This is a genomic window from Streptomyces sp. NPDC002643 (assembly GCF_053592555.1).
This window is the reverse complement of sequence record NZ_JBSFVY010000002.1, coordinates 1-21,327: the sequence shown is the minus strand read 5'-3', so window position 1 is coordinate 21,327 and position 21,327 is coordinate 1. Positions and strand designations below refer to the sequence as shown.

General features: G+C 70.2%; 15 protein-coding genes and 1 rRNA gene. 7 read left to right on the top strand and 9 right to left on the bottom strand.

Annotated features, from left to right (window positions below; translation table 11 throughout):
• Positions 1–263 precede the first annotated feature (263 nt).
• The gene (gene secA, locus ACWD4G_RS02650) at positions 264–3,122 is read right to left on the bottom strand and encodes a preprotein translocase subunit SecA (protein WP_451290307.1); all 2,859 of its coding nucleotides are present in this window, start codon (positions 3,120–3,122) and stop codon (positions 264–266) included.
• 299 nt (positions 3,123–3,421) lie between these two features.
• Here secA and ACWD4G_RS02645 point away from each other — a divergent pair, with 299 nt between their 5' ends.
• Together ACWD4G_RS02645 and ACWD4G_RS02640 are read left to right on the top strand one after the other, a co-directional pair.
• Positions 3,422–3,991, top strand: coding sequence for a GNAT family N-acetyltransferase (locus ACWD4G_RS02645; RefSeq protein ID WP_451290306.1), 570 nt, complete (start codon positions 3,422–3,424; stop codon positions 3,989–3,991).
• Between the two features lie 317 nt (positions 3,992–4,308).
• The gene (locus ACWD4G_RS02640; RefSeq protein WP_451290305.1) at positions 4,309–5,472 is read left to right on the top strand and encodes a winged helix-turn-helix domain-containing protein; all 1,164 of its coding nucleotides are present in this window, start codon (positions 4,309–4,311) and stop codon (positions 5,470–5,472) included.
• Positions 5,473–5,533: 61 nt separating this feature from the next.
• Here ACWD4G_RS02640 and ACWD4G_RS02635 read toward each other — a convergent pair whose 3' ends face one another.
• The 7 genes from ACWD4G_RS02635 to mtnA form a co-directional block, all read right to left on the bottom strand.
• Positions 5,534–6,283 carry a response regulator gene (locus ACWD4G_RS02635; protein WP_451290304.1) on the bottom strand — a complete coding sequence of 250 codons (750 nt, stop codon included), beginning with the start codon at positions 6,281–6,283 and terminating at the stop codon, positions 5,534–5,536.
• A gap of 206 nt (positions 6,284–6,489) precedes the next feature.
• Positions 6,490–7,185 (bottom strand): ribosome hibernation-promoting factor, HPF/YfiA family, encoded by a 696-nt coding sequence (gene hpf, locus ACWD4G_RS02630; protein ID WP_451290302.1) that lies wholly within the window; start codon positions 7,183–7,185, stop codon positions 6,490–6,492.
• A 1,454-nt stretch (positions 7,186–8,639) separates the two neighbouring features.
• Positions 8,640–9,173 carry a DUF7919 family protein gene (locus ACWD4G_RS02625; RefSeq protein WP_451290301.1) on the bottom strand — a complete coding sequence of 178 codons (534 nt, stop codon included), beginning with the start codon at positions 9,171–9,173 and terminating at the stop codon, positions 8,640–8,642.
• Between the two features lie 120 nt (positions 9,174–9,293).
• Complete coding sequence (locus ACWD4G_RS02620) at positions 9,294–11,114, bottom strand: LpqB family beta-propeller domain-containing protein (protein ID WP_451290300.1); 1,821 nt, start codon at positions 11,112–11,114, stop codon at positions 9,294–9,296.
• The gene (mtrB, locus tag ACWD4G_RS02615; protein WP_451290298.1) at positions 11,104–13,167 is read right to left on the bottom strand and encodes an MtrAB system histidine kinase MtrB; all 2,064 of its coding nucleotides are present in this window, start codon (positions 13,165–13,167) and stop codon (positions 11,104–11,106) included. Before mtrB ends, ACWD4G_RS02620 begins: the two co-directional genes overlap by 11 nt.
• Before the next feature lies 1 nt (position 13,168).
• Entirely contained in the window at positions 13,169–13,858 is a 690-nt protein-coding gene (gene mtrA / locus ACWD4G_RS02610) for a two-component system response regulator MtrA (RefSeq protein ID WP_189786864.1), read from the bottom strand.
• Between the two features lie 8 nt (positions 13,859–13,866).
• A complete protein-coding gene (gene mtnA, locus ACWD4G_RS02605; RefSeq protein WP_451290297.1) occupies positions 13,867–15,012 on the bottom strand; it encodes an S-methyl-5-thioribose-1-phosphate isomerase in 1,146 nt (381 codons plus the stop codon).
• Between the two features lie 140 nt (positions 15,013–15,152).
• Between mtnA and ACWD4G_RS02600 the strand changes: the two genes are divergently transcribed.
• The 5 genes from ACWD4G_RS02600 to ACWD4G_RS02580 are packed head-to-tail and all read left to right on the top strand — an operon-like array spanning position 15,153 to position 20,940.
• Complete coding sequence (locus ACWD4G_RS02600; protein ID WP_451290296.1) at positions 15,153–16,709, top strand: glycerophosphoryl diester phosphodiesterase membrane domain-containing protein; 1,557 nt, start codon at positions 15,153–15,155, stop codon at positions 16,707–16,709.
• Between the two features lie 4 nt (positions 16,710–16,713).
• The gene (locus ACWD4G_RS02595) at positions 16,714–17,442 is read left to right on the top strand and encodes a DUF4129 domain-containing protein (RefSeq protein ID WP_451290295.1); all 729 of its coding nucleotides are present in this window, start codon (positions 16,714–16,716) and stop codon (positions 17,440–17,442) included.
• Entirely contained in the window at positions 17,439–18,641 is a 1,203-nt protein-coding gene (locus ACWD4G_RS02590; RefSeq protein WP_451290294.1) for a DUF4350 domain-containing protein, read from the top strand. Before ACWD4G_RS02595 ends, ACWD4G_RS02590 begins: the two co-directional genes overlap by 4 nt.
• Entirely contained in the window at positions 18,641–19,630 is a 990-nt protein-coding gene (locus ACWD4G_RS02585) for an AAA family ATPase (RefSeq protein ID WP_451290293.1), read from the top strand. The genes ACWD4G_RS02590 and ACWD4G_RS02585 overlap by 1 nt, the downstream gene beginning before the upstream one ends.
• Positions 19,630–20,940, top strand: a complete 1,311-nt coding sequence (locus tag ACWD4G_RS02580) for a DUF58 domain-containing protein (protein WP_451290292.1) — start codon at positions 19,630–19,632, stop codon at positions 20,938–20,940. The genes ACWD4G_RS02585 and ACWD4G_RS02580 overlap by 1 nt, the downstream gene beginning before the upstream one ends.
• A gap of 110 nt (positions 20,941–21,050) precedes the next feature.
• Here ACWD4G_RS02580 and rrf read toward each other — a convergent pair.
• A 5S ribosomal RNA gene (gene rrf / locus ACWD4G_RS02575) occupies positions 21,051–21,167 on the bottom strand.
• Positions 21,168–21,327 lie beyond the last annotated feature (160 nt).

The following is a 21,327-nucleotide window of genomic DNA, read 5'->3' as shown; positions in this document are numbered from 1 at the left end:
TGCGCGCAATCCCGCCACTGGCCGGCGCCCACCCACCAGCCGCCGCAGCCCGTCATAGCTGCGGGCAATCGTGCCGCTGGGGCGGCACGGGTGGGCGCAGCGGCACCCTGTCAGCGCCGGCAAGCGCACCCCACCCCCGCCCAGCCAAAGCCCCCGGGCGCCGCACACCCCACAGCACACGAAAGGGCCGGGCACCCGAAGATGCCCGGCCCCTCAAAGCCTCACAGCGGCATACTGCTCACCGGCCCCCAGCGGAGCACGACTCACTTCTTGCGCCGCCGCCCCCCCGCACGCCCCTGCTGCTTACGCCGCTCCGCACGGGTGAGCCCATCGGCCTCGGACCGAACCGGCTCGTCCTCGGGAAGGTCACCCTCGACCACCCCACCCTCGCCATCCACGGTCGGCGCCGAGAAGTGCAACCGATCCCGGCGCTGCGGAGCCTCCAGCCCCTTCGCCCGGATCTCGGGACGGGACGCACCGGCCTGCGCCGGCACCGCGTCGCTCGTCGCCGCCTTCTCCAGCGACGGCTTCTCGTCCTCGACGGGAACTTCCTCGACCTGCTGCTCGACCTGGACCTCCAGGTTGAACAGATAGCCGACGGACTCCTCCTTGATGCCCTCCATCATGGCGGTGAACATGTCGAAGCCCTCGCGCTGGTACTCGACCAGCGGGTCCTTCTGCGCCATCGCGCGCAGACCGATGCCCTCCTGGAGGTAGTCCATCTCGTAGAGGTGCTCACGCCACTTGCGGTCGAGAACCGACAGCACGACCCGCCGCTCCAGCTCACGCATGATCTCGGACCCGAGCTGCGACTCACGCGCCTCGTACTGCTCGTGGATGTCATCCTTGATGGACTCGGCGATGAACTCGGCGGTCAGCCCGGCCCGGTCCCCGGCGGCCTCCTCCAGCTCGTCGACGGTGACCTTCACCGGGTAGAGCTGCTTGAAGGCGCCCCACAGCCGGTCGAGGTCCCACTCCTCGGCGAAGCCCTCCGCGGTCTCGGCGCCGATGTACGCGTCGATGGTGTCGTCCATGAAGTGCTGGATCTGCTCGTGCAGGTCCTCGCCCTCCAGGACGCGGCGCCGCTCGCCGTAGATGACCTCACGCTGCCGGTTGAGGACCTCGTCGTACTTGAGGACGTTCTTCCGGGTCTCGAAGTTCTGCTGCTCGACCTGCGACTGGGCGGACGCGATCGCGCGCGTGACCATCTTGTTCTCGATCGGCACATCGTCCGGCACGTTCGCCATAGACATCACACGCTCGACCATCTGGGCCTTGAAGAGCCTCATCAGGTCGTCGCCCAGCGACAGATAGAAACGGGACTCGCCGGGGTCGCCCTGACGGCCGGAACGACCGCGCAGCTGGTTGTCGATACGACGCGACTCATGCCGCTCGGTGCCCAGGACGTACAGACCGCCGAGGGACTCGACCTCGTCCTTCTCCGCCTTCACGGCCTCCTCGGCCTTGGCGAGCGCCTCGGGCAGGGCGTGCGCCCACTCCTCGATGTGCTCCTCGGGGTCGAGGCCACGCTGCCGCAGCTCCGCCTCGGCGAGGTCCTCGGGGTTGCCGCCGAGCTTGATGTCCGTACCACGACCGGCCATGTTCGTGGCGACGGTGACGGCGCCCTTCCGGCCGGCCTGGGCGACGATGATCGCCTCACGGTCGTGCTGCTTGGCGTTGAGCACCTCGTGCTGGACACCGCGCTTGCTCAGCTGCTGCGACAGGTACTCGGACTTCTCGACCGACGTCGTACCGACGAGGATCGGCTGACCCTTGTCGTGCTTCTCGACGATGTCGTCGACCACGGCCTCGAACTTGGCGACCTCGGTGCGGTAGATGAGATCCGACTGGTCCTTGCGGATCATCGGCTTGTTGGTGGGGATCGGGACGACACCGAGCTTGTAGATCTGGTGGAACTCGGCGGCCTCGGTCATCGCCGTACCGGTCATGCCGGACAGGCCCGGGACTTCCTTGCCGTTGTGGTCCTGGCGCTTGTAGAGGCGGAAGAAGTTCTGCAGGGTGATCGTGGCGAGCGTCTGGTTCTCGTCCTTGATGTCCACCCCTTCCTTCGCCTCGATCGCCTGGTGCATGCCCTCGTTGTAGCGGCGGCCGGCGAGGATACGGCCGGTGTGCTCGTCGACGATCATGACTTCGCCGTCCATGACGACGTAGTCCTTGTCCTTCTTGAAGAGCTCCTTGGCCTTGATGGCGTTGTTCAGATAGCCCACCAGCGGGGTGTTCACCGACTCGTAGAGGTTGTCGATGCCCAGCCAGTCCTCGACCTTGGAGACACCGGCCTCGTGGATGGCGACCGTGCGCTTCTTCTCGTCGACCTCGTAGTCGCCGGTCTCCTCGATGCCCTTGAGGGGATTGCCGGGCTCACCGCGCTTGAGGCGCTTGACCAGCTTGGCGAAGTCGCCGTACCACTTGGTGGCCTGGTCGGCCGGGCCGGAGATGATCAGCGGCGTACGGGCCTCGTCGACCAGGATGGAGTCGACCTCGTCGACGATCGCGAAGTTGTGGCCGCGCTGGACGAGCTCGTCCTTGGACCACGCCATGTTGTCGCGGAGGTAGTCGAAGCCGAACTCGTTGTTCGTGCCGTAGGTGATGTCGCAGCTGTACTGCTCGCGACGCTGGGCCGGCGTCATGTTGGCGAGGATGCAGCCGACCTTCAGGCCCAGGAACTTGTGGACGCGGCCCATCATCTCGGAGTCGCGCTCGGCCAGATAGTCGTTGACCGTGATCAGGTGGACGCCCTTGCCGGAAAGCGCGTTCAGATACGCGGGCAGGGTGCCGACCAGGGTCTTGCCCTCACCGGTCTTCATCTCGGCGACATAGCCGAGGTGGAGGGCGGCGCCACCCATGATCTGCACGTCGTAGTGACGCTGGCCGAGGACGCGCTTGGCGGCCTCACGCACAGTGGCGAACGCCTCGGGGAGCAGGTCGTCCAGGCTCTCACCGTCGGCGTACCGCTCCTTGTACTCCTCGGTGAGGGCGCGCAGCTCGGCGTCGGAGAGGTCGACGAAGTCCTCTTCGATGGAGTTGACCTGGTCCGCGATGCGGTGCAGCTTGCGCAGGATCTTGCCTTCGCCTGCACGCATGATCTTCGAGAGGACGGACACGGGGGTTTGTCTCCTTGCCGGTCGGGCCTGGGACGGTCGGTTTCAATGACAGTTGGCGATTTTGAATCACAGCTTGAGCAACGGCCATCGTAAGCGAGGACCCCGCTGTGCCGGGAGGTCTGTCGGTGACAGCCACTAGGACAACGGACGGGTGTCGCCGATGGTGCCGCGTTCCACCCACGAAATGCACGAATTGTGACTCCGCCCGTACGCCCCGCACGCCCCGGACCCGCGAAGCCTCCACGGGGCGACCGCAAATGGGATGGCGCCCTTCCCTCCCCGGCGAGCAGAATCGCCCGATGGAACCCGTCACCCTGACCACCGAGCGCCTGCTGCTGCGCACCGTGGAGCCCCGCGACACCGACACCGTGTACGCGGCGGCCCAGGACCCGGACATCCAGCGCTGGACCATGATCCCGTCGCCATACCTGCGCGAGCACGCGGTGGGTTTCGTCGAACAGGCGGTCCCCCAGGGCTGGGCCGACGCCTCCATGTTCACGTTCGGGGTCTTCCTCCCCTCCGGGGAACTGGCGGGCATGCTCGGCATCACCATGCGCTCCCTGGGCACCGCCGAGATCGGCTTCTGGGCCACCAAGGAACACCGCCGCAACGGCTACATCACCGAGGCCACCCTCGCCGCCGCCCACTGGTCCTTCACCGCCCTCGCCCTCGACCGCCTCGAATGGCGCGCCGAGGTGGGCAACGACGCCTCCCGCGCGGTAGCCGAAAAAACCGGCTTCACCCTGGAAGGCACCCTCCGCTCCGCCCTCAACAACAACGGAGTCCGCAGAGACTGCTGGCTGGCATCCCTACTCCCCTCAGACCTGGGCCTCCCCTCAACAGCACCGTACTTGCCGACACCGTCTTAGCGACTCCATCCCCACCCACGGGCAACCGCACCGCTCGCACAGCAACCCACCCACCCAGTCGCCCTAGCTGCGGGCAACCGCACCGCTGGGACGACAGCCCACCCACCCAGTCGTCGTAGCTGCGGGCAATCGTGCCGCTGGGGCGGCACGGGTGGGCGCAGCGGCACCCTGTACGCGCCGGCAAGCGAAACCCACCCCCGCCCAGCCAAAGCCCCCGAGCGCCGCACACCCCACCCCACGTACCGCACTCCCACGTACCCACTCCCATTTCCCCAGCTCAGCCCCACTTGTCAGTCCCCTCCCCTACGCTGCGACCCATGACACCCGACCCGCGCCCCACCACAGAACTCACCGCGGACGAGGCCCGCCGAATCGCCCTACGGGCCCAGGGCCTCCTCGGCGCCCCGGACCGCAGATCCGGCGTCCGCGGCATCCTCCGCCACCTGGGCGCGGTCCAACTCGACACCATCTCGGTCCTGGCCCGCTCCCACGAACTCATCCCGTACGCCCGCCTGGGCGCCCTGGGCCGCACCACGGTCGACAGGGCCTATTGGACGGAGACACACGCCTTCGAGTACTGGTCCCACGCGGCCTGCATCCTCCCCATCGAGGAATGGCCCCACTTCGCCTTCCGCCGCCGCGCCTACCGCTCCCGCCCCCACTGGAACCACGACCTCCCGGACGGCGCCTACGACCGCGTCATCAAGCAACTCCGCGCCGAGGGCCCGCTCACAGCCACGGAGTTGGGCGGAGCCAAACGCACCAGCGAATGGTGGGACTGGTCCGGCGAGAAAGTCGCCGTGGAACGCGCGCTGATGTACGGCGAGGTGGTCTGCGTGGAGCGCCGCGGCTGGAAGCGCGTGTACGACCTTGCCGAGCGAGCCGTCCCGGACGCGCTGCTGCACGACGAGTTGGACGACAGGGAGTGTCTGCGCCGCCTGGTCCGCCAGGCCGGCGAGGCCTTGGGCGTCGGCACCCGCGCGGACATCGCCGACTACCACCGCCTCAAGGGCGAGCAGTTCAACGCGGTGATCGAAGACTCGGGCCTGGTCCCGGTGAGCGTGCAGGGCTGGTCCAAACCGGCGTGGGCGGACCCGGCCGCCCTGGAGACCACCCCGCGCGGCCGCCACCGTACGACGCTGCTCTCCCCGTTCGACTCCCTGATCTGGGAACGGGCCCGCACAGAACGGATCTTCGGCTTCACCCACCGTCTGGAGGCCTACGTCCCCAAACAGAAGCGCGTGTACGGCTACTTCGCGATGCCGGTCCTCGCCGGCGGTCACCTGGTGGGCCGCGTCGACCCCGCCCGCGACGGCCGTACCCTGGTCGCCAGACAGGTCACCCTGAACAGCCCCAAGGCGGTCCCGGCCGTGGCCCAAGCCCTCCTGGAGGCGGCGACCTGGGTGGACTGCACCGACGTACGCGTGGAGCGAGTGGACGCCCCGGAACTACGCGAGCCGCTGATACGAGCCCTGACCTGACCCGCCCTCTTGCGACCCCCCGCCCTCTTGCGACCTCTCGCTCTCTTGTGGCCTCTCACGACTAGCGAATCTCAAGGATCTTCTCCCGCATCGCGTACACCACGGCCTCCATCCTGGAGTGCAGCTGAAGCTTCTCCAGGATGTTGCGCACATGGTTCTTCACGGTGTTCTCGGAGATGAACAACTCCTTGGCGATATCCCGGTTGTTCATCCCGGTCGCCACGAGCTTGAGCACTTCCAGTTCCCGGTCCGTGAGCCGGGGCGCGGGCACGAGGCGCCGCTCATCGGTGCGCTGAATCATGGACTTGAACTCGGTGAGCAGCTTCGACGCCATGGAGGGGCTGATCTGCGACTGCCCGTCGGCGACCGCGCGGATGGCCGTGGCCACCTCGTCCGTGGAGATCTCCTTGAGGAGATAGCCGGTCGCGCCCGCCTTGATCGCGTCGTAGAGGTCGGCCTCCTCGTCACTGATCGTCAACATGATGATCTTCGCGCTGGGGGCCACCTCCTTGATGGAGGTGCACGCCTCGATGCCGCCCCGCTTGGGCATCCGGACATCCATCAGCACGATGTCGGGAAGCAGATCGGCGGCCTTGTCGACCGCCTCCGCCCCGTCACCGGCCTCACCGACGACCTGGATGTCCTCCTCGGCGGCGAGCACGATCTCCAGCCCGCGGCGAAAGAGCGCGTGATCGTCGACGACGAGGACGCGGATGGGCTCCTTGCGGGAGGAGCCCACGGCGGGGCCCATGCCGACAGAGCCGTCGTCGGCGCCCTCATCACACATCGGTCCGAAGCGGCTGTCCGCCATGGTTCCTCCCCCTGAAGGCCGTGGCCTGTGTTTCTGTGCCATCGTCAACCCAAGGCAACGGCCCGCCGGTTGGGGCCGGTCCGGCCATGATTTCATGCCCCGACGACAGAGCGGTGACAGAGCGGACCACCGGGGGTCGCACACCGGTGCCCCTGGGGGCGCACAAGCGCTCCAGGGGCACCAGTACATCCGTCACCCGGCGCGCGTCAGCCGCCGAGCGTGCCACCCGAGGCGTCCGGATGCGCCTGGGCGACCATCGGGTCGGTGCTGAGGTGGATCACGCCGTAGTCGTAGGCGTGCCGCCGGTAGACGACACTCGGTTCCTTGGTCTCGGAGTCGACGAACAAGTAGAAGTCGTGCCCGACCAGCTCCATCTCGTAGAGCGCCTGGTCGAGGGTCATCGGGGATGCGACATGGGTCTTCTCGCGGACGATCAGGGGGCCCTCGCCCTTCACCTCCAGCGAGCCGATCTTCTTCGTGGGCACGCCGTCCGCCTGCTCCTCCGCGGCTTCGACATACCCGTTGCCGTTGAGGGTCGCCACGCCGGGGACGTGGTCGGGGACCTCCGCGGCCGTGAGCCTGCGCGCGCCTCGGCGCGTGTAACGCTTGTCGTGCTGCTTGCGCAGCCGGGCCTCAAGCTTGTCCGCCGCCAGGTCGAGCGCCGCGTACGGATCGCTTGCCGCTGCCTCCGCCCGGATCACCGGCCCACGGGAATGGAGGGTGATCTCCACCCGGTCGCTACGGTCGGCCTGTCGGGGGTTGGGCTCCTTGGACACCTCGACGTCGAGGCTGATCACCTTGCCATCGAGCTTCTGGATCTTCTCCAGCTTCAGCTTCTCGGCCACGTGCTTGCGGAACCGCTCGGGCACCTCGGTCTTGCGGCCCTTGACGACGATGTCCACGCAGAACTCCGTTCCCGGATCGCTCCGCTCCTACTGGCGGAGCATCTCCCTTGTGCACCAGGTTCCGGCGACTTCCGGAACCGCGGACTCGGTGACTTCCACCTCCTCCTCCCCCACAGACGAGATCTCCACCCCACCGCAGCGGGTGATTGCAGAAAACCCGCAGTACAGCGCTCGGATATACGGTGAACGGCAGGTGCCATTCCCTCACAACCGAACATATCTCGCCCGGACGGATGTCGTCACCCTCTACCGAGACGTACCTCCGTTCAGGTGAATAGGCCCTGTCATTACCTGCAACGCTGGAAGTCAACTATCAGTTCCGGTTCATTTCGAAAGAGCCCAACGGCGCAGCGATCACAGCCGCACAGACCCGTTCCACATCGAGCCCCGCCCCCAGCCCGAGCCCCGGACTCGGACCAGGCCTCAGCCCCGCCCCAGGGCCACACCTCAGACCCGGCCCAGGGACCGGATCAAGGCTCGGCCCCGGCATCGACTCCGGACCTGGACCTGGACCAAGCCTCGAATCAGGGCTCGGCCCCAGCCGCAGACCTGACCCCGGACTCGGGCCAGGGCTCGAATCAGGACCCGACGCCAGCCCCAGACCTGACCCAGGACCCGGGCCAGGCCTCGGATCAGGGCTCGGCCCCAGACCAGGACCATCACCCGGAGCGACCAGCACCTCCCGCACCGCCCGCGCGGCCTCCGCCAGTGACGCCCCGGTCGTCATCAGATCGTCCACCACCACGATCCGCCCCCGCTCCAGCAGCCGATGCCCTCCGCCGACCACCTCCAGCGCCCCGGCGAGATTCGCCAGCCGCTGCCGAGCACCGAGCCCCGCCTGATCGACAACATCCCTCCGCTGCCGCAACACCCCCACCACCCGGGCGGCAATCCCACCGCGCCGCAACACCCCGGCGGCGGCCAGCGCGATCCGCCGGGTCGGATCATGCCCCCGAGCCCGCACGGCCCGCCGAGCGGAGGGCACGGGGACAAGCAGCACGGGCTCGCCGGAAGCCCCGGCCCTCCCGGGGGCCCCACCCCCTCCCCTCCCCAACCCCACCCCCACAGCCCCCGCCAATGCCTCCCCCAACGGCTCGGCAAGCCCCAGCGCCCCCCGCTCCTTGTGCGCGAGGATCACGGCCCGAACGACCCCCTGATACGGAGCCGCCCCATACACAACAGGCAGCCCCACCGGCTCAGGCACCGGCCGCACCCGCCCCGGCACACCCCCATTCAGCGCCGCACGGCATCTCGCGCACAACACCACGCGAGCACTCCCACACCCCCCGCACTCAGCAGGCAACACCAGCCCCGAAACTTCCCGCCACCACCCCCGCATGCGCACCACTATGCCAACGCGGACAACCTCCTGCCGGACCCTGTGGATAACTCTTCCCAGGCGTGGTCTCACCTGGTGAAGCTCCGTTTCGACGGCCTTGTCGACGAGGGAATCACTCCTCGTCGACATGGCGGAGTACCGCGTCGTCCGGAATCCAGGGGAATCTGATTCCCGGGAACCTCGCCGGCCAGGGGCCGTGCGGGTCGAAGGCGAGGACCGCCTCGATGAACGGCTGGGGTGGTAGATAGCCGTGGTCGGTGACGTAGTGGCCGATGAGATGCGGGGCTGCGAAGGCGGTGCCGAGGGGGCCGGGAACGCGGATCTCGCCGGTTCCGGCGCTCGCGCGCACGTGTCTTCGCCGGGGCGTGTACCAGGGATGCGCGTCCGGCAGCGGTGTGGGGCAGAGATCGCACGTGTGCAGGCCCAACGTGGCGTTGACCTGCTGGGCGTCGAGGATGGCCAGGAGCCTGTCGGTGAAGTCCTCGGGAGCCGGGCCGTTCATCCAGCGGTGGCCGGCTTGCAGCCAGCCGATGTTGAGGCGTACGTAGGCGGGCTGGAAGCCGACGAAACGCATACCGTCGGTGAGGTCGCTGAATTCATCGCCTTCGTCCCGGTAGGCATAGGGGCTCAGGTCCTCATAGAACATGCGGCCATCATGGCGCCGTCGCAACGGGACCGAGGTGCGAGCGCGACTTCAGCGGCCCGCCCAGGGTCAGGCGCACGGTGGTGGGACGGCGCCCCTCACCCGGACAAGGAATGAAGCCCCTCACCCCGGATAAACCGGAGCCGTCCCTTCCTTGACCACCGTCTGCCATTGGGCTCCCGGCGACAGGCGGACGATGCCGTCGGTGGAGTGGGCGACCAGCGGCTGACGTTCGTCCTCGGAGGCGGCGATCTCCTCGACGCCGGTCAGGGCCGAGGGAGCCGGGCCGGAGAGCGTGGAGCCGTCGACCTGGACGTAGTGCATCTGCTGGACACCCCCGGGCTCCCTCCCCACCACGACGAGCCGGCTGTCGCCCGCCCAGGACATCGCGGAGACGTCCTCCAGATCGGGTGTCACGGACCGCAGTTCGACGATGGCGACGGTGGTGGCCTCGGCATCCGCGTCCCGCTCGACCCGCCCGATGTACAGCGCCCGCTCCCCGTCCTTCTCGACGATCAGCGCGACCCGCACCCCGTCGGCGGCCACCCGTACCGCCTCGATCCGCCCGTCGAGACCGGGCGTCCGGACCTCCAGCGGCTCGCCCATCCCGTCCGCCAGCACCAGCAACCGCGGATTCTTGAGGTCCCGGTCGGCCACCCACAGGTCGCCCCGCCCGTCCCAACTGGGCGTCGTGAACCGGTCCTTCTCCGTCGCGCCCTCGCTGCGCAGCACCGGTTCCCCCATGGCGCCACCCACCGTCATCGGCGCCACGTACAGCTCGCGCCCGTCGAACGACACCCCGGCCGCCCGGTCCTCACCCCGCGAGACGGCCGCCGACCGCAGCTGCTTCTCCCCTTCGCCGAGCGCCCCCGGCACCGGACTGGGTGTCGTGTCCCGCTCGGGCAGCCGTACGAGCTTGTGCTCGCCGTCGATGAAGTACTCGTACTCGGCGCTCTTGCCGGTCCCGTGCGAGGCGATGATGCCGGCCTGCCCCTCAGTGAGCACACACAGCTGCGCCCCGGTCGACCCCTGCAGCTCGACCTCGTCAACACCTGTGGGCATGTAGTCCTGAAGTGTGAAGAGGAGCTGTGCGGCCATCTCTTCGCACCGGCTCTCCGAGACCCGGTCGGCCTTCTCGTTGAGCGGTATGACCAGCTTGTTCTGGTCGTCGGGCGTCAACGCCTTAGTGCCCTCCTTCAGGGCCGTACCGGAGGGGAAGCGCGTCCTCGCGACCGGGTTGAGCCAGCTCGTGGGGCCCTTCAGCAGATCCCGGACCACCTGGGTGACCGGGTCGACCTGGCTGCGCACGTACACCGGGTCGGCGACGGTCCCCGGCTCACCGGACTGCGCGGCGGACGTGAAGTAGTACTTGTTGATGGACTTGTAGTTGCGCTGGAAGTCCGACCGGCCGAGCACCACGCCCTGCGGCAACTGGTCGATGCGCCACTGCTGGGTGTCCTTGACCTTCGTCAGGTGCACGGTCTCCCGGTACCTGCCGTCGACGGGCGTGTACGCGTGCTGTCCGTCCACGCGGGCGACCTTGTCGCCGGACAGCTCGTACCGGTACTCGGTGCCGTCCGGCTGCGCCCCGGTGACCTGCGTGTACGGGATGGGCCCCTCTTCGAGGACCGTGGTGGACGAGTTCGGGTCCCAGTCCTTCAGCGCGTCACCGGTCAGATACGTACGCGCCGTCTCGTAGTTGGGATCGTCGCTGGTCAGCGCCTCAAGAAAGCCCTGCACGATCTCCTGCGGCTGGGCGTCCTCCCCGGGCGGCAGCGCGAAGACCCGCACCTGGGTGTCCTGCCGCGGGGTCGACTCGACGTCGCGCATGTCCCCGCTGTCCGGCATCGAGGCGCACCCTGCCAGCAGTACGACCCCGACACAGGCGTACGCCGTCGCCCGTACCGGACGCCTTCGGCCGCGTGCCACGCGGTCAGCGCCCACGGAATGCCTCCCCCTGCTCCTGCTGCTCCGAGGCTCCCTCGGACGGCCGCCGTTCCCCGGTCGTGCCCGCCGTGTCGTCGCCCGCGCGCGCGGGAGCACCCGCGGTGGGCCTGGGCACCACGCGCGCGCCGCTTCCGGGCAGCGCCGTCGGGTCGGCCGTCGGGGCCGGTCCGGCGCCCGGCAGCGGCCCTATGGCCGCCCTCGCGGCCCGGTGCTCGCCGGCCTGGACGGGCACGGTGGCGAGCTTGCCGCCACCGAGCGGCTGCCCGGTGTCCTTGCCTGCACGATTGCGCTGGGAGTCCTTGGGTTCCAGCGGTATCGGCGATCCACGCAAGGGCTCGTCCGCCGTCCTCGGCAGCGTCAGCCGGAACTGCGAACCGCCGCCCGGCTCACCCCACGCCTGCAGCCAGCCGCCGTGCAGCCGCGCGTCCTCCAGCGCGATGGACAGTCCGAGCCCGGTGCCACCGGTGGTACGCGCGCGTGCCGGGTCGGCCCGCCAGAAGCGGCTGAAGACCCGGGTCGCCTCGCCCGGCTTGAGCCCTACGCCGTAGTCGCGCACCGCGACCGCGACCGCGCCCCCGGCCGCCGCCAGCTTGACCACGACGTCCTTGCCTTCGCCGTGCTCGACGGCGTTGACGACGAGGTTGCGCAGTACCCGCTCCACGCGCCGGGCGTCGGCCTCGGCGACCACGGGCTGCTGGTCGCCCACGACGCGTATCCGGGTGCCCTTGCGCTCGGCGAGCGGCTCTGCGCCGCTGACGACCTTCCGTACGACGTCGCGCAGGTCTATCGGCTCGGCCTCCAGGGCCGCCGCGCCGGCGTCGAAGCGGCTGATCTCCAGCAGGTCCGCGAGCAGCGACTCGAACCGGTCCAGCTGGTCGGCGAGCAGTTCGGCCGACCGCGCGGTCACCGGGTCGAAGTCCACGCGCGCGTCGTGGATGACGTCGGCCGCCATCCGTACGGTCGTCAGCGGCGTCCGCAGCTCGTGCGACACGTCGGAGACGAACCGCCGCTGCATCCGTGAGAGGTCCTCCAGTTGCTGGATCTTCAGCTGGAGGTTCTGCGCCATCTTGTTGAAGGCCTCGCCGAGGCGCGCGATGTCGTCCTCGCCGCTGACCTTCATCCGCTCCTGGAGCCGCCCTGCGGAGAGCCGCTCGGCGATCCCGGCCGCCATCCGCACGGGTGTGACGACCTGCCGCACCACGAGCCAGGCGATGGCCCCGAGGAGTACGACGACGAACAGCCCGGCCGTCGCCAGCGTCCCCTTGACCAGGCTGAGGGACTTCTCCTCCTGGGTGAGCGGGAACAGGTAGTACAGCTGGTACGGGTTGCTGTTGGGGTCGCTGACCTGCTTGCCGATGATCAGGCCGGGCTGGGACTCCTGGCCGTTGTCGTAGTAGATGCGGGTGTAGCTCTGGACGGCGCCGGTGCCGTCGTCGACCCGTTCGCGCAGTGCCACGGGCACGCTGAGGTCCCACTTCACCCCGCCTGAGGTGCGCGGTCCGAGCCCTCCGGTGGTGCCGTCGGGGGAGGCGGCGCTGAGCGTGACGACGTCGAACGCGCCCTGGCCGCCGCTGGAGAGCGACGACACTAGGTTCGTCATCCACTCGACGACGTTCTGCACGTTCTCGTCGTCGAGTTGTCCGCCCTCGTTGCCGCCGGCGTTGGCCGCGCTGTCGGCCCGCTGCTCGGCGACCGTGAAGCCGCCGGTGGCCTGGCTCTGCGAGGCCTTGACCTTGGCGTCGAGCAGACCGTTGCGCACCTGGCCGATGACGACGAAGCCCAGCAGCAGGACGACGCTGAGCGACATCAGCAGGGTGGTGACGACGATCCTGAGCTGGATGTTGCGCCGCCACAGCCGCATCACGGGCAGCAGCGGGCGCCGCACCCAGCGCATGAACAGCCTCAGGACCGGGCTGCCCTGGACTCCGCCCTGGAGCAGCCCGCCCTCAAGAAGTCGTTCCCATCGGGAACGCACCGACTTCCGGCCGACAGGCCGCTCCGCGCGGGACCCCGGCCGGCCGGGCGCCGCAGCGGCACTGTCACCGGACATGTCAGCTGGGTCCTGCCTTGTATCCGACGCCACGGACGGTCACCACGATCTCCGGCCGCTCGGGGTCCTTCTCGACCTTGGAGCGCAGCCGCTGCACATGGACGTTCACCAGTCGGGTGTCCGCCGCGTGGCGGTAGCCCCAGACCTGCTCCAGCAGGACCTCACGGGTGAACACCTGCCACGGCTTGCGCGCCAGCGCGACCAGCAGGTCGAACTCCAGCGGCGTCAGCGCGATCGACTGCCCGTCCCGCTTCACGGAGTGCCCGGCCACATCGATGACCAGGTCACCTATGGCGAGCTGCTCCGGCGCCGGCTCCTCCGACCTCCGCAGGCGGGCCCGGATTCGGGCCACCAGCTCCTTCGGCTTGAACGGCTTGACGATGTAGTCGTCCGCTCCCGACTCCAGCCCGACGACCACGTCGACGGTGTCGCTCTTCGCCGTGAGCATCACGATCGGCACCCCGGACTCCGCCCTGATCAGGCGGCACACCTCGATACCGTCCCGGCCCGGCAGCATCAGATCGAGCAGCACCAGATCGGGTTTGGCCTCACGGAACGCGGCCAGCGCCTTGTCGCCGTCGGCTACGAAAGACGGTTCAAAACCTTCACCACGCAGCACGATGCCGAGCATCTCGGCCAGTGCGGTGTCGTCGTCGACGACAAGGACTCGTCCCTTCATGAATGCCATCATCCCATTAACTAAATCGTTACCTGGCGTGACCTGTCACACAGCTCTGCGATTGCCTCACCCGTCACCGGTGACGCAACCCCCTCCTCGGTGACGATCGCCGTCACCAACTCGGGCGGCGTCACATCGAACGCCGGGTTGTACGCCTGCGTCCCCAGCGGCGCCACCGGAATCCCCCCTCCCGCCTCCGCTCCCGTCACCGGCACCCGTGGTGCGATGAACTCGGTCACCTCATGGCCCGCACGCTGCTCCACCTCGATGGACGCCCCGTCGGGGGTGTCCGGATCGACCGTTGTCACCGGCGCCACCACGATGAACGGCACATGGTGGTACCGGGCGAGCACCGCGAGCGGGTAGGTCCCCACCTTGTTCGCCACCGACCCGTCGGCGGCGATCCGGTCGGCCCCCACCAGCACCGCGTCCACCTCGCCTGCCGCGAACAGCGATCCCGCGGCATTGTCCGTCAGCAAGGTGTACGCCATCCCGCCGCGTGCCGCCTCGTACGCCGTCAGACGGGCACCTTGCAGCAACGGCCGCGTCTCGTCCACCCACAGCCTGCGCAGCCGCCCCGCCCGATGCGCCGCCAGCGCCACCGCGAACGCCGTGCCCTCCCCGCCCGACACCAGTGCCCCGGTGTTGCAGTGCGTGAGCACCCGGTGCCCACCGCCCGGCAGCAGCTCGTCGAGCAGTCCCAGCCCGTGCGCGGCCATACGGTCGCTGGCCTCGGCGTCCTCCCGGTGCAGCGCCCGCGCGGCGGCGAGCGCGGCCCCGGCGGCCTGATCCTGATCGCCCGTCCGGCCGAGCTCGGCCCGATACGCGGCCCGCGCCCGGCGCACACCCACGGCGAGGTTCACCGCGGTGGGCCGGGCCCCGGCGAGCGCCTCGGCGGCCTCTTCGACGTCGAAGCCCCGCGCGGCGGCGAGCGCGACCCCGTACGCCCCGGCGATCCCCAGCAGCGGCGCCCCGCGCACGGCGAGCGAACGGATCGCCTCCACCAGTGCGGGCGCGTCCGTGCACACCAGCTCGACCTCCTCGGCGGGCAGCCGCGTCTGGTCGAGGAGGACCAGGACGGGGCCCTCCGGCGGCTCGTCCCAGCGAATCGCGGGTATGCCGGTCGGCCGGTTGTCGTCCCCGGAGTGCGCGTGCTGATCAGCCATGCGGTCAGTCTGCCCCGTACCGGGCGGACAATTGAAGGTGCGCAGCCCATAAGGGCCCCGGTCACTTCTCGGCCACCGCGTGGCACGATGGGCCGCAACCTGCCGCCGCGACCGCGGACGGGCACCGTGAAGGAGCGACGATGAAGGACACTCCGGGCTGGGCCTCGCCCGGATCGGCACCCTCGGACGGCCCCCAGCCGGACCACCAGGGCGCCGCGCAGCCCGCGGACCACAGCGGCGCCCCGGCGCAGCCCACGGACCAGGGCGGCCCCGCCCAAGAACAGCCCGCGGACCAGGGCGCCCCCGGCCAGGCGCGGCCGGCGGGCCACAGCGGCCCCGACGACGGGACTCGGCCCGCAGACCAGAGCGGCCCCGACGACCGGACTCCGCCCGTGGACCACAGCGGCACGGCCCCCCAGGATGCCGCGCCCTCGACGCACCAGCCGGGCCCCGGTCAGCCGCAGCCGCCGTCCAAGTGGTCCAAGGAGCAGCCCCCGCCCGCCCAGTGGACCAATCCGAGCCCTCAGCCCCCCGGCCAGACCCCGCCACCGCCCCCACCCGGCCCGGGCTGGGGAGCGCACCCCGGCGCCCACACCGGCGGGCCGTACCCCGGCGGACCACGCCCCGGCCCCGGCTACGGCCCCCCTGGCGGCCACCCCGGGTGGGGCACCCCCGGCTGGGGCGGCGGTTGGGGCGGTCCTCCGCCCGCGGCCAAGCCCGGTGTGATCCCGCTGCGCCCGCTCGGCGTCGGCGAGATCCTCGACGGCACGGTCTCGACGATGCGCACGCACTGGCGGACGGTCCTCGGCATCTCCCTGACCGTCGCTGTCGTCACCCAGATCGCCGTCATCCTCCTCCAGGGCCTCGTCCTCAATGACGCCACGAACTCGGACGTCCTCAACGACCCGTCCGCCACACCCGGTGAGCTGGCCGAGGCCCTGGGCGAGACCCTGCTGAGCTCCGTCGTCGTCCTGCTGATCTCCCTGCTGGGCACCATCGTCGCGACGGCCCTGCTGACGACCGTGACCAGCCGCGCCGTCCTCGGCAAGTCGGTGACGACCGCCGAGGCCTGGCGGGACGCCCGACCGCAACTGCTGCGGCTGCTCGGCCTGACCCTGCTGCTGCCCCTGGTCGCCGCCCTGATCACGGCCGTCGGAACCCTGCCCGGCGTCCTCGTGGCCCTCGCGGGCAGCGGCGGCGGTGGCGCGTTCGTCGCCGTCGTCGGCGGCATCGCCGGCTTCCTCGTCGCCGTATGGCTGCTGGTCCGCTTCTCGCTCGCCTCGCCGGCGCTGATGCTGGAGAAGCAGGGCGTCTTCAAGTCGATGAGCCGCTCCACCAAGCTCGTCCGCGGCTCGTGGTGGCGGGTTTTCGGCATTCAGCTGCTCGGCGCGATCATCGCCAACGTCGTCGCGTCGATCATCGTCATCCCGTTCACCTTCGCGGCCACGGCGGTCGACGGGGACGGCATCTCCGGTCTCCTCGAAGGCAGCACCGACCTCGGCTGGACCTACCTGATCGTCAGCGGCGTCGGCTCGGTCATCGGCGCCACGCTCACCTTCCCGATCAGCGCCGGCGTCACCGTGCTCCTCTACATCGACCAGCGCATCCGCCGCGAGGCCCTCGACCTCGAACTGGCGCGCGCCGCCGGCATCCAGGACTACGGCGCCGACGCCCGCGGCACCACACCGGGGAGCTGATGCGGTGAGACTGCCGGGGGGAGTTCCGACCGCAGTACCGGTGTCGTGGCGCTCTGCCGACGAACCACCGATCACCCTCCCGCGCGACCCCGCGCGGGAGGCCGCGAAGGACGAGCTGTCCAAGCGCATGTACCACGAGAACGACCCCAGTTGGTACGAGCGCGCCATGGACGCCTTCTGGGAATGGCTCGACAAGGTGTTCGGCGCCGCCTCCGCCGCCACCCCCGGCGGTGCGCTCGGCCTGGCCATCATCGTCCTGGCCGTGCTGGCGCTCATCGGCGCCCTGTGGTGGCGCCTCGGCACCCCCCGCCGTACGCCCACCTCGTCCGCCGCGCTCTTCGACGACCGCCCCCGCAGCGCCGCCGAACACCGCGCCGCCGCCGAGGCACAGGCCGCCCAGGGCCACTGGAACCAGGCCGTCCAGGAACGCATGCGCGCCGTCGTCCGCTCCCTGGAGGAACGCGCCCTGCTCGACGTACGCCCCGGCCGCACCGCCGACGAGGCCGCCTCCGAAGCGGGCCGAACCCTCCCCGCCCACGCCGACCGACTGCGCGCGGCCGCCCGGGACTTCGACGACGTCACATACGGCGGCCGCTCCGCCGACGAAGGAACGTACCGCCGGCTCGCCGCCCTCGACGACGAGGTGGAGCGCGCCAAACCGATGCTGGCCGGAACAAGCGCCCGGAGCATGCCGAGCACGGCCCACAGCAGCCGCCAGGGAGCCGCCGAATGACCGCCGAGGCCACGCTCCCGGCGACCGCGCCCTCGACCTCGGCTTCGCCCACCGCCCGCCACCTGTGGTCCCGCGCGCGTGGCGTCGTCATCGCGGTCGTGTTCCTCCTGGCGGCAGCCGTCGTGATCGCCGTGATCCGCTCCGGCGACGCCCACGGCCGCCTCGACCCGCGCTCGGCCGACCCGAAGGGCAGCCGGGCCGTCGCCGAACTCCTCGACGACCGGGGTGTGTCCACGCGCGTGGTCACCACCCTCGCCGAGGCCACCGCGGCCGCAGACGCCGGCACCACCCTCCTGGTCGCCCAACCGGACCTGCTCACCGACGACCAGCAGAGCCGCCTCCACACGGCCACCGAGGCCTCCGGCGGCCGCACGGTCCTCGTCGCCCCCGGCTCCCCGTCCATCAGCACGCTCGCCCCCGGAGTCACCGCCGAGCCCGCCCTCAGCCTCGACTCCACCCTCGAACCCCGCTGCGAACTGCCCGCCGCCCGCCGCGCGGGCACCGCAGAGGTCGGCGGCATCCGCTACGACGTCACCGCCCCCGACGCCGACACCTGCTACCCGGAGGACGGCCAACCCTCCCTGGTACGCGTCCCCGCGCCCGAGGGAGACGGCGACACCGTCGTCATCGGCGCCCCCGACATCCTCCACAACGACCGCCTCGACAAGGAGGGCAACGCCTCCCTCGCCCTCCAACTCCTCGGCTCGCGCCCCCATCTGGTCTGGTACCTCCCCTCGCTCTCCGACGACTCCGCGACCGACGCCGACCGCAGCTTCTTCGACCTGGTCCCCTCCGGCTGGCTCTGGGGCACCCTGCAACTCTTCGTCGCAGCGGGCCTCGCCGCCTTCTGGCGGGCACGCCGACTAGGCCCCCTGGTGCCCGAGAAACTCCCCGTCGCGATCCGCGCCTCCGAAACCGTCGAAGGCCGCGCCCGCCTCTACCGCAAAGCCAATGCCCGCGACCGCGCGGCCAACGCTCTTCGCTCCACCACCCGCACGCGCCTCGCCCCCCTCGTAGGTGTCCCCGTCTCCCGGGCACACACGCCCGAGGCCCTGCTCCCCGCCCTGTCCGTCCACCTCCACGGCGACGGACAGACCCTGTACACCCTCCTCTTCGGCCCACCGCCCAGCGACGACGCAGCACTCATCGCACTGACCGACCGACTCGACGCCCTCGAAAGAGAGGTACGCCGTCCATGATGGACCCGACCACTGACAACGCCGCGAACTCCGGGGACTCGGGCACCGCCCGGGCCTCCCTGGAGGCCCTGCGCGCCGAGATCGCCAAAGCCGTGGTCGGCCAGGACCCCGCCGTGACCGGCCTCGTCGTCGCCCTCCTGTGCCGCGGCCACGTCCTCCTCGAAGGAGTCCCCGGCGTCGCCAAGACACTGCTCGTCCGCGCCCTCGCCTCCGCACTCGAACTCGACACCAAACGCGTCCAGTTCACCCCCGACCTCATGCCGAGCGATGTCACGGGCTCCCTCGTCTACGACACCCGCACCGCCGAGTTCTCCTTCCAGCCCGGCCCGGTCTTCACCAACCTCCTCCTCGCCGACGAGATCAACCGCACACCCCCCAAGACCCAGTCGTCCCTCCTCGAAGCCATGGAGGAACGCCAGGTCACCGTCGACGGCACCCCCCGCCCGCTCCCCGAGCCGTTCCTGGTCGCCGCGACCCAGAACCCGGTCGAGTACGAGGGCACCTACCCCCTCCCCGAGGCCCAGCTGGACCGTTTCCTCCTCAAACTGACGGTCCCCCTCCCGTCCCGCCAGGAGGAGATCGACGTCCTCACCCGCCACGCCCAGGGCTTCAACCCACGCGACCTGCGCGCCGCCGGCGTACGCCCCGTAGCGAACGCGGCCGACCTCGAAGCCGCCCGCGCCGCAGTCGCCAAGACGACAATCTCCCCCGAGATCACCGCCTACGTCGTCGACATCTGCCGCGCCACCCGCGAATCCCCGTCCCTCACCCTCGGTGTCTCTCCCCGAGGCGCTACGGCCCTCCTCGCGGCCTCCCGCGCCTGGGCCTGGCTGACGGGCCGCGACTACGTCATTCCCGACGACGTCAAGGCACTCGCGCTCCCGACCCTGCGCCACCGCGTCCAACTCCGCCCGGAGGCCGAGATGGAAGGCGTGACGGCCGACTCGGTCATCACCGCGATCCTCACCCACGTCCCCGTCCCCCGCTGATGGCCCCCACCGGACGCGCCGCCCTCCTCGCGGCCCTCGGCACGCTCCCCGTCGGCATCTGGGAACCCAGCTGGACGGGCATCCTCGCCGTCAACGGCTCCCTGGCCCTGGCATGCGCCTGCGACTACGCCCTCGCCGCCCCCGTGCGCCGCTTGGGCCTCACACGCTCCGGGGACGCTTCCGTACGCCTGGGCGAGACCGCAGACGTCACCCTCACGATCACCAACCCCTCCAAGCGCCCCCTACGCGCCCACCTCCGCGACGCCTGGCCCCCCAGCAGCTGGCTCCCCGGCACCGAGATCAGCGCCTCCCGCCATCGCCTCACGGTCCCCGCGGGCGAACGCCGCCGCATCACCACCCGCCTCCGCCCCACCCGCAGAGGCGACCGCCAGGCCGACAAGGTCACGATCCGCTCCTACGGCCCCCTCGGCCTCTTCACCCGCCAGGCAAGCCACAAGGCCCCCTGGACGGTACGCGTGCTCCCCCCGTTCACCAGCCGCAAGCACCTGCCCTCCAAACTGGCCCGCCTGCGCGAACTCGACGGCCGCACCAGCGTCCTCACCCGAGGCGAGGGCACGGAGTTCGACAGCCTCCGCGAGTACATCCCCGGCGACGACACCCGCTCCATCGACTGGCGTGCCACGGCCCGCCAGTCCTCCGTCGCCGTACGCACCTGGCGCCCCGAACGCGACCGCCACATCCTCCTCGTCCTGGACACCGGCCGAACCTCCGCGGGCCGCGTCGGCGACGCCCCCCGCCTGGACGCCTCCATGGACGCGGCGCTCCTCCTGGCCGCCCTCGCCTCCCGCGCCGGCGACCGCGTCGACCTCCTGGCCTACGACCGCCGCGTCCGCGCCCTCGTCCAGGGCCGCTCAGCCGGCGATGTCCTCCCCTCCCTGGTCAACGCCATGGCGACCCTCGAACCGGAACTCATCGAAACGGACGCCCGAGGCCTCACTGCCACAGCCCTCCGTACGGCCTCCCGCCGCACTCTGATCGTCCTCCTCACCACCCTGGACGCGGCCCCCATCGAACAGGGCCTCCTCCCCGTCCTCTCCCGCCTCACCCAACGCCATACGGTCCTGCTGGCATCCGTCGCGGACCCGCACGTCGCCCGCATGACCAGTTCCCGAGACACCGCAGAGGCCGTCTACGACGCCGCAGCCGCCGCCCAGGCACAAACGGACCGCCACCGCACCGCGGAACAACTCCGCCGCCATGGCGTGACAGTCGTCGACGCGACCCCGGACGAATTGCCACCGGCGTTGGCGGACGCCTATCTGGCCCTAAAGGCAGCGGGCCGCCTCTGATTCTTCTTCGCGGGGATTCGATAACAACAACCCTGGAAAACATCCCTGGAAAGGGGAGTCCAAAACGCAGAAAGGCCCACACCATATGGTGTGGGCCTTTCTCAATATTTGTTCGGCGGCGTCCTACTCTCCCACAGGGTCCCCCCTGCAGTACCATCGGCGCTATGAGGCTTAGCTTCCGGGTTCGGAATGTAACCGGGCGTTTCCCTCACGCTATGACCACCGAAACACTATGAAACAATCAACCGCACCACCCGTGACCATGGGCGGGGTTGTTCGTGGTTTCAGAACCAACACAGTGGACGCGAGCAACTGAGGACAAGCCCTCGGCCTATTAGTACCAGTCAACTCCACCCGTTACCGGGCTTCCATACCTGGCCTATCAAC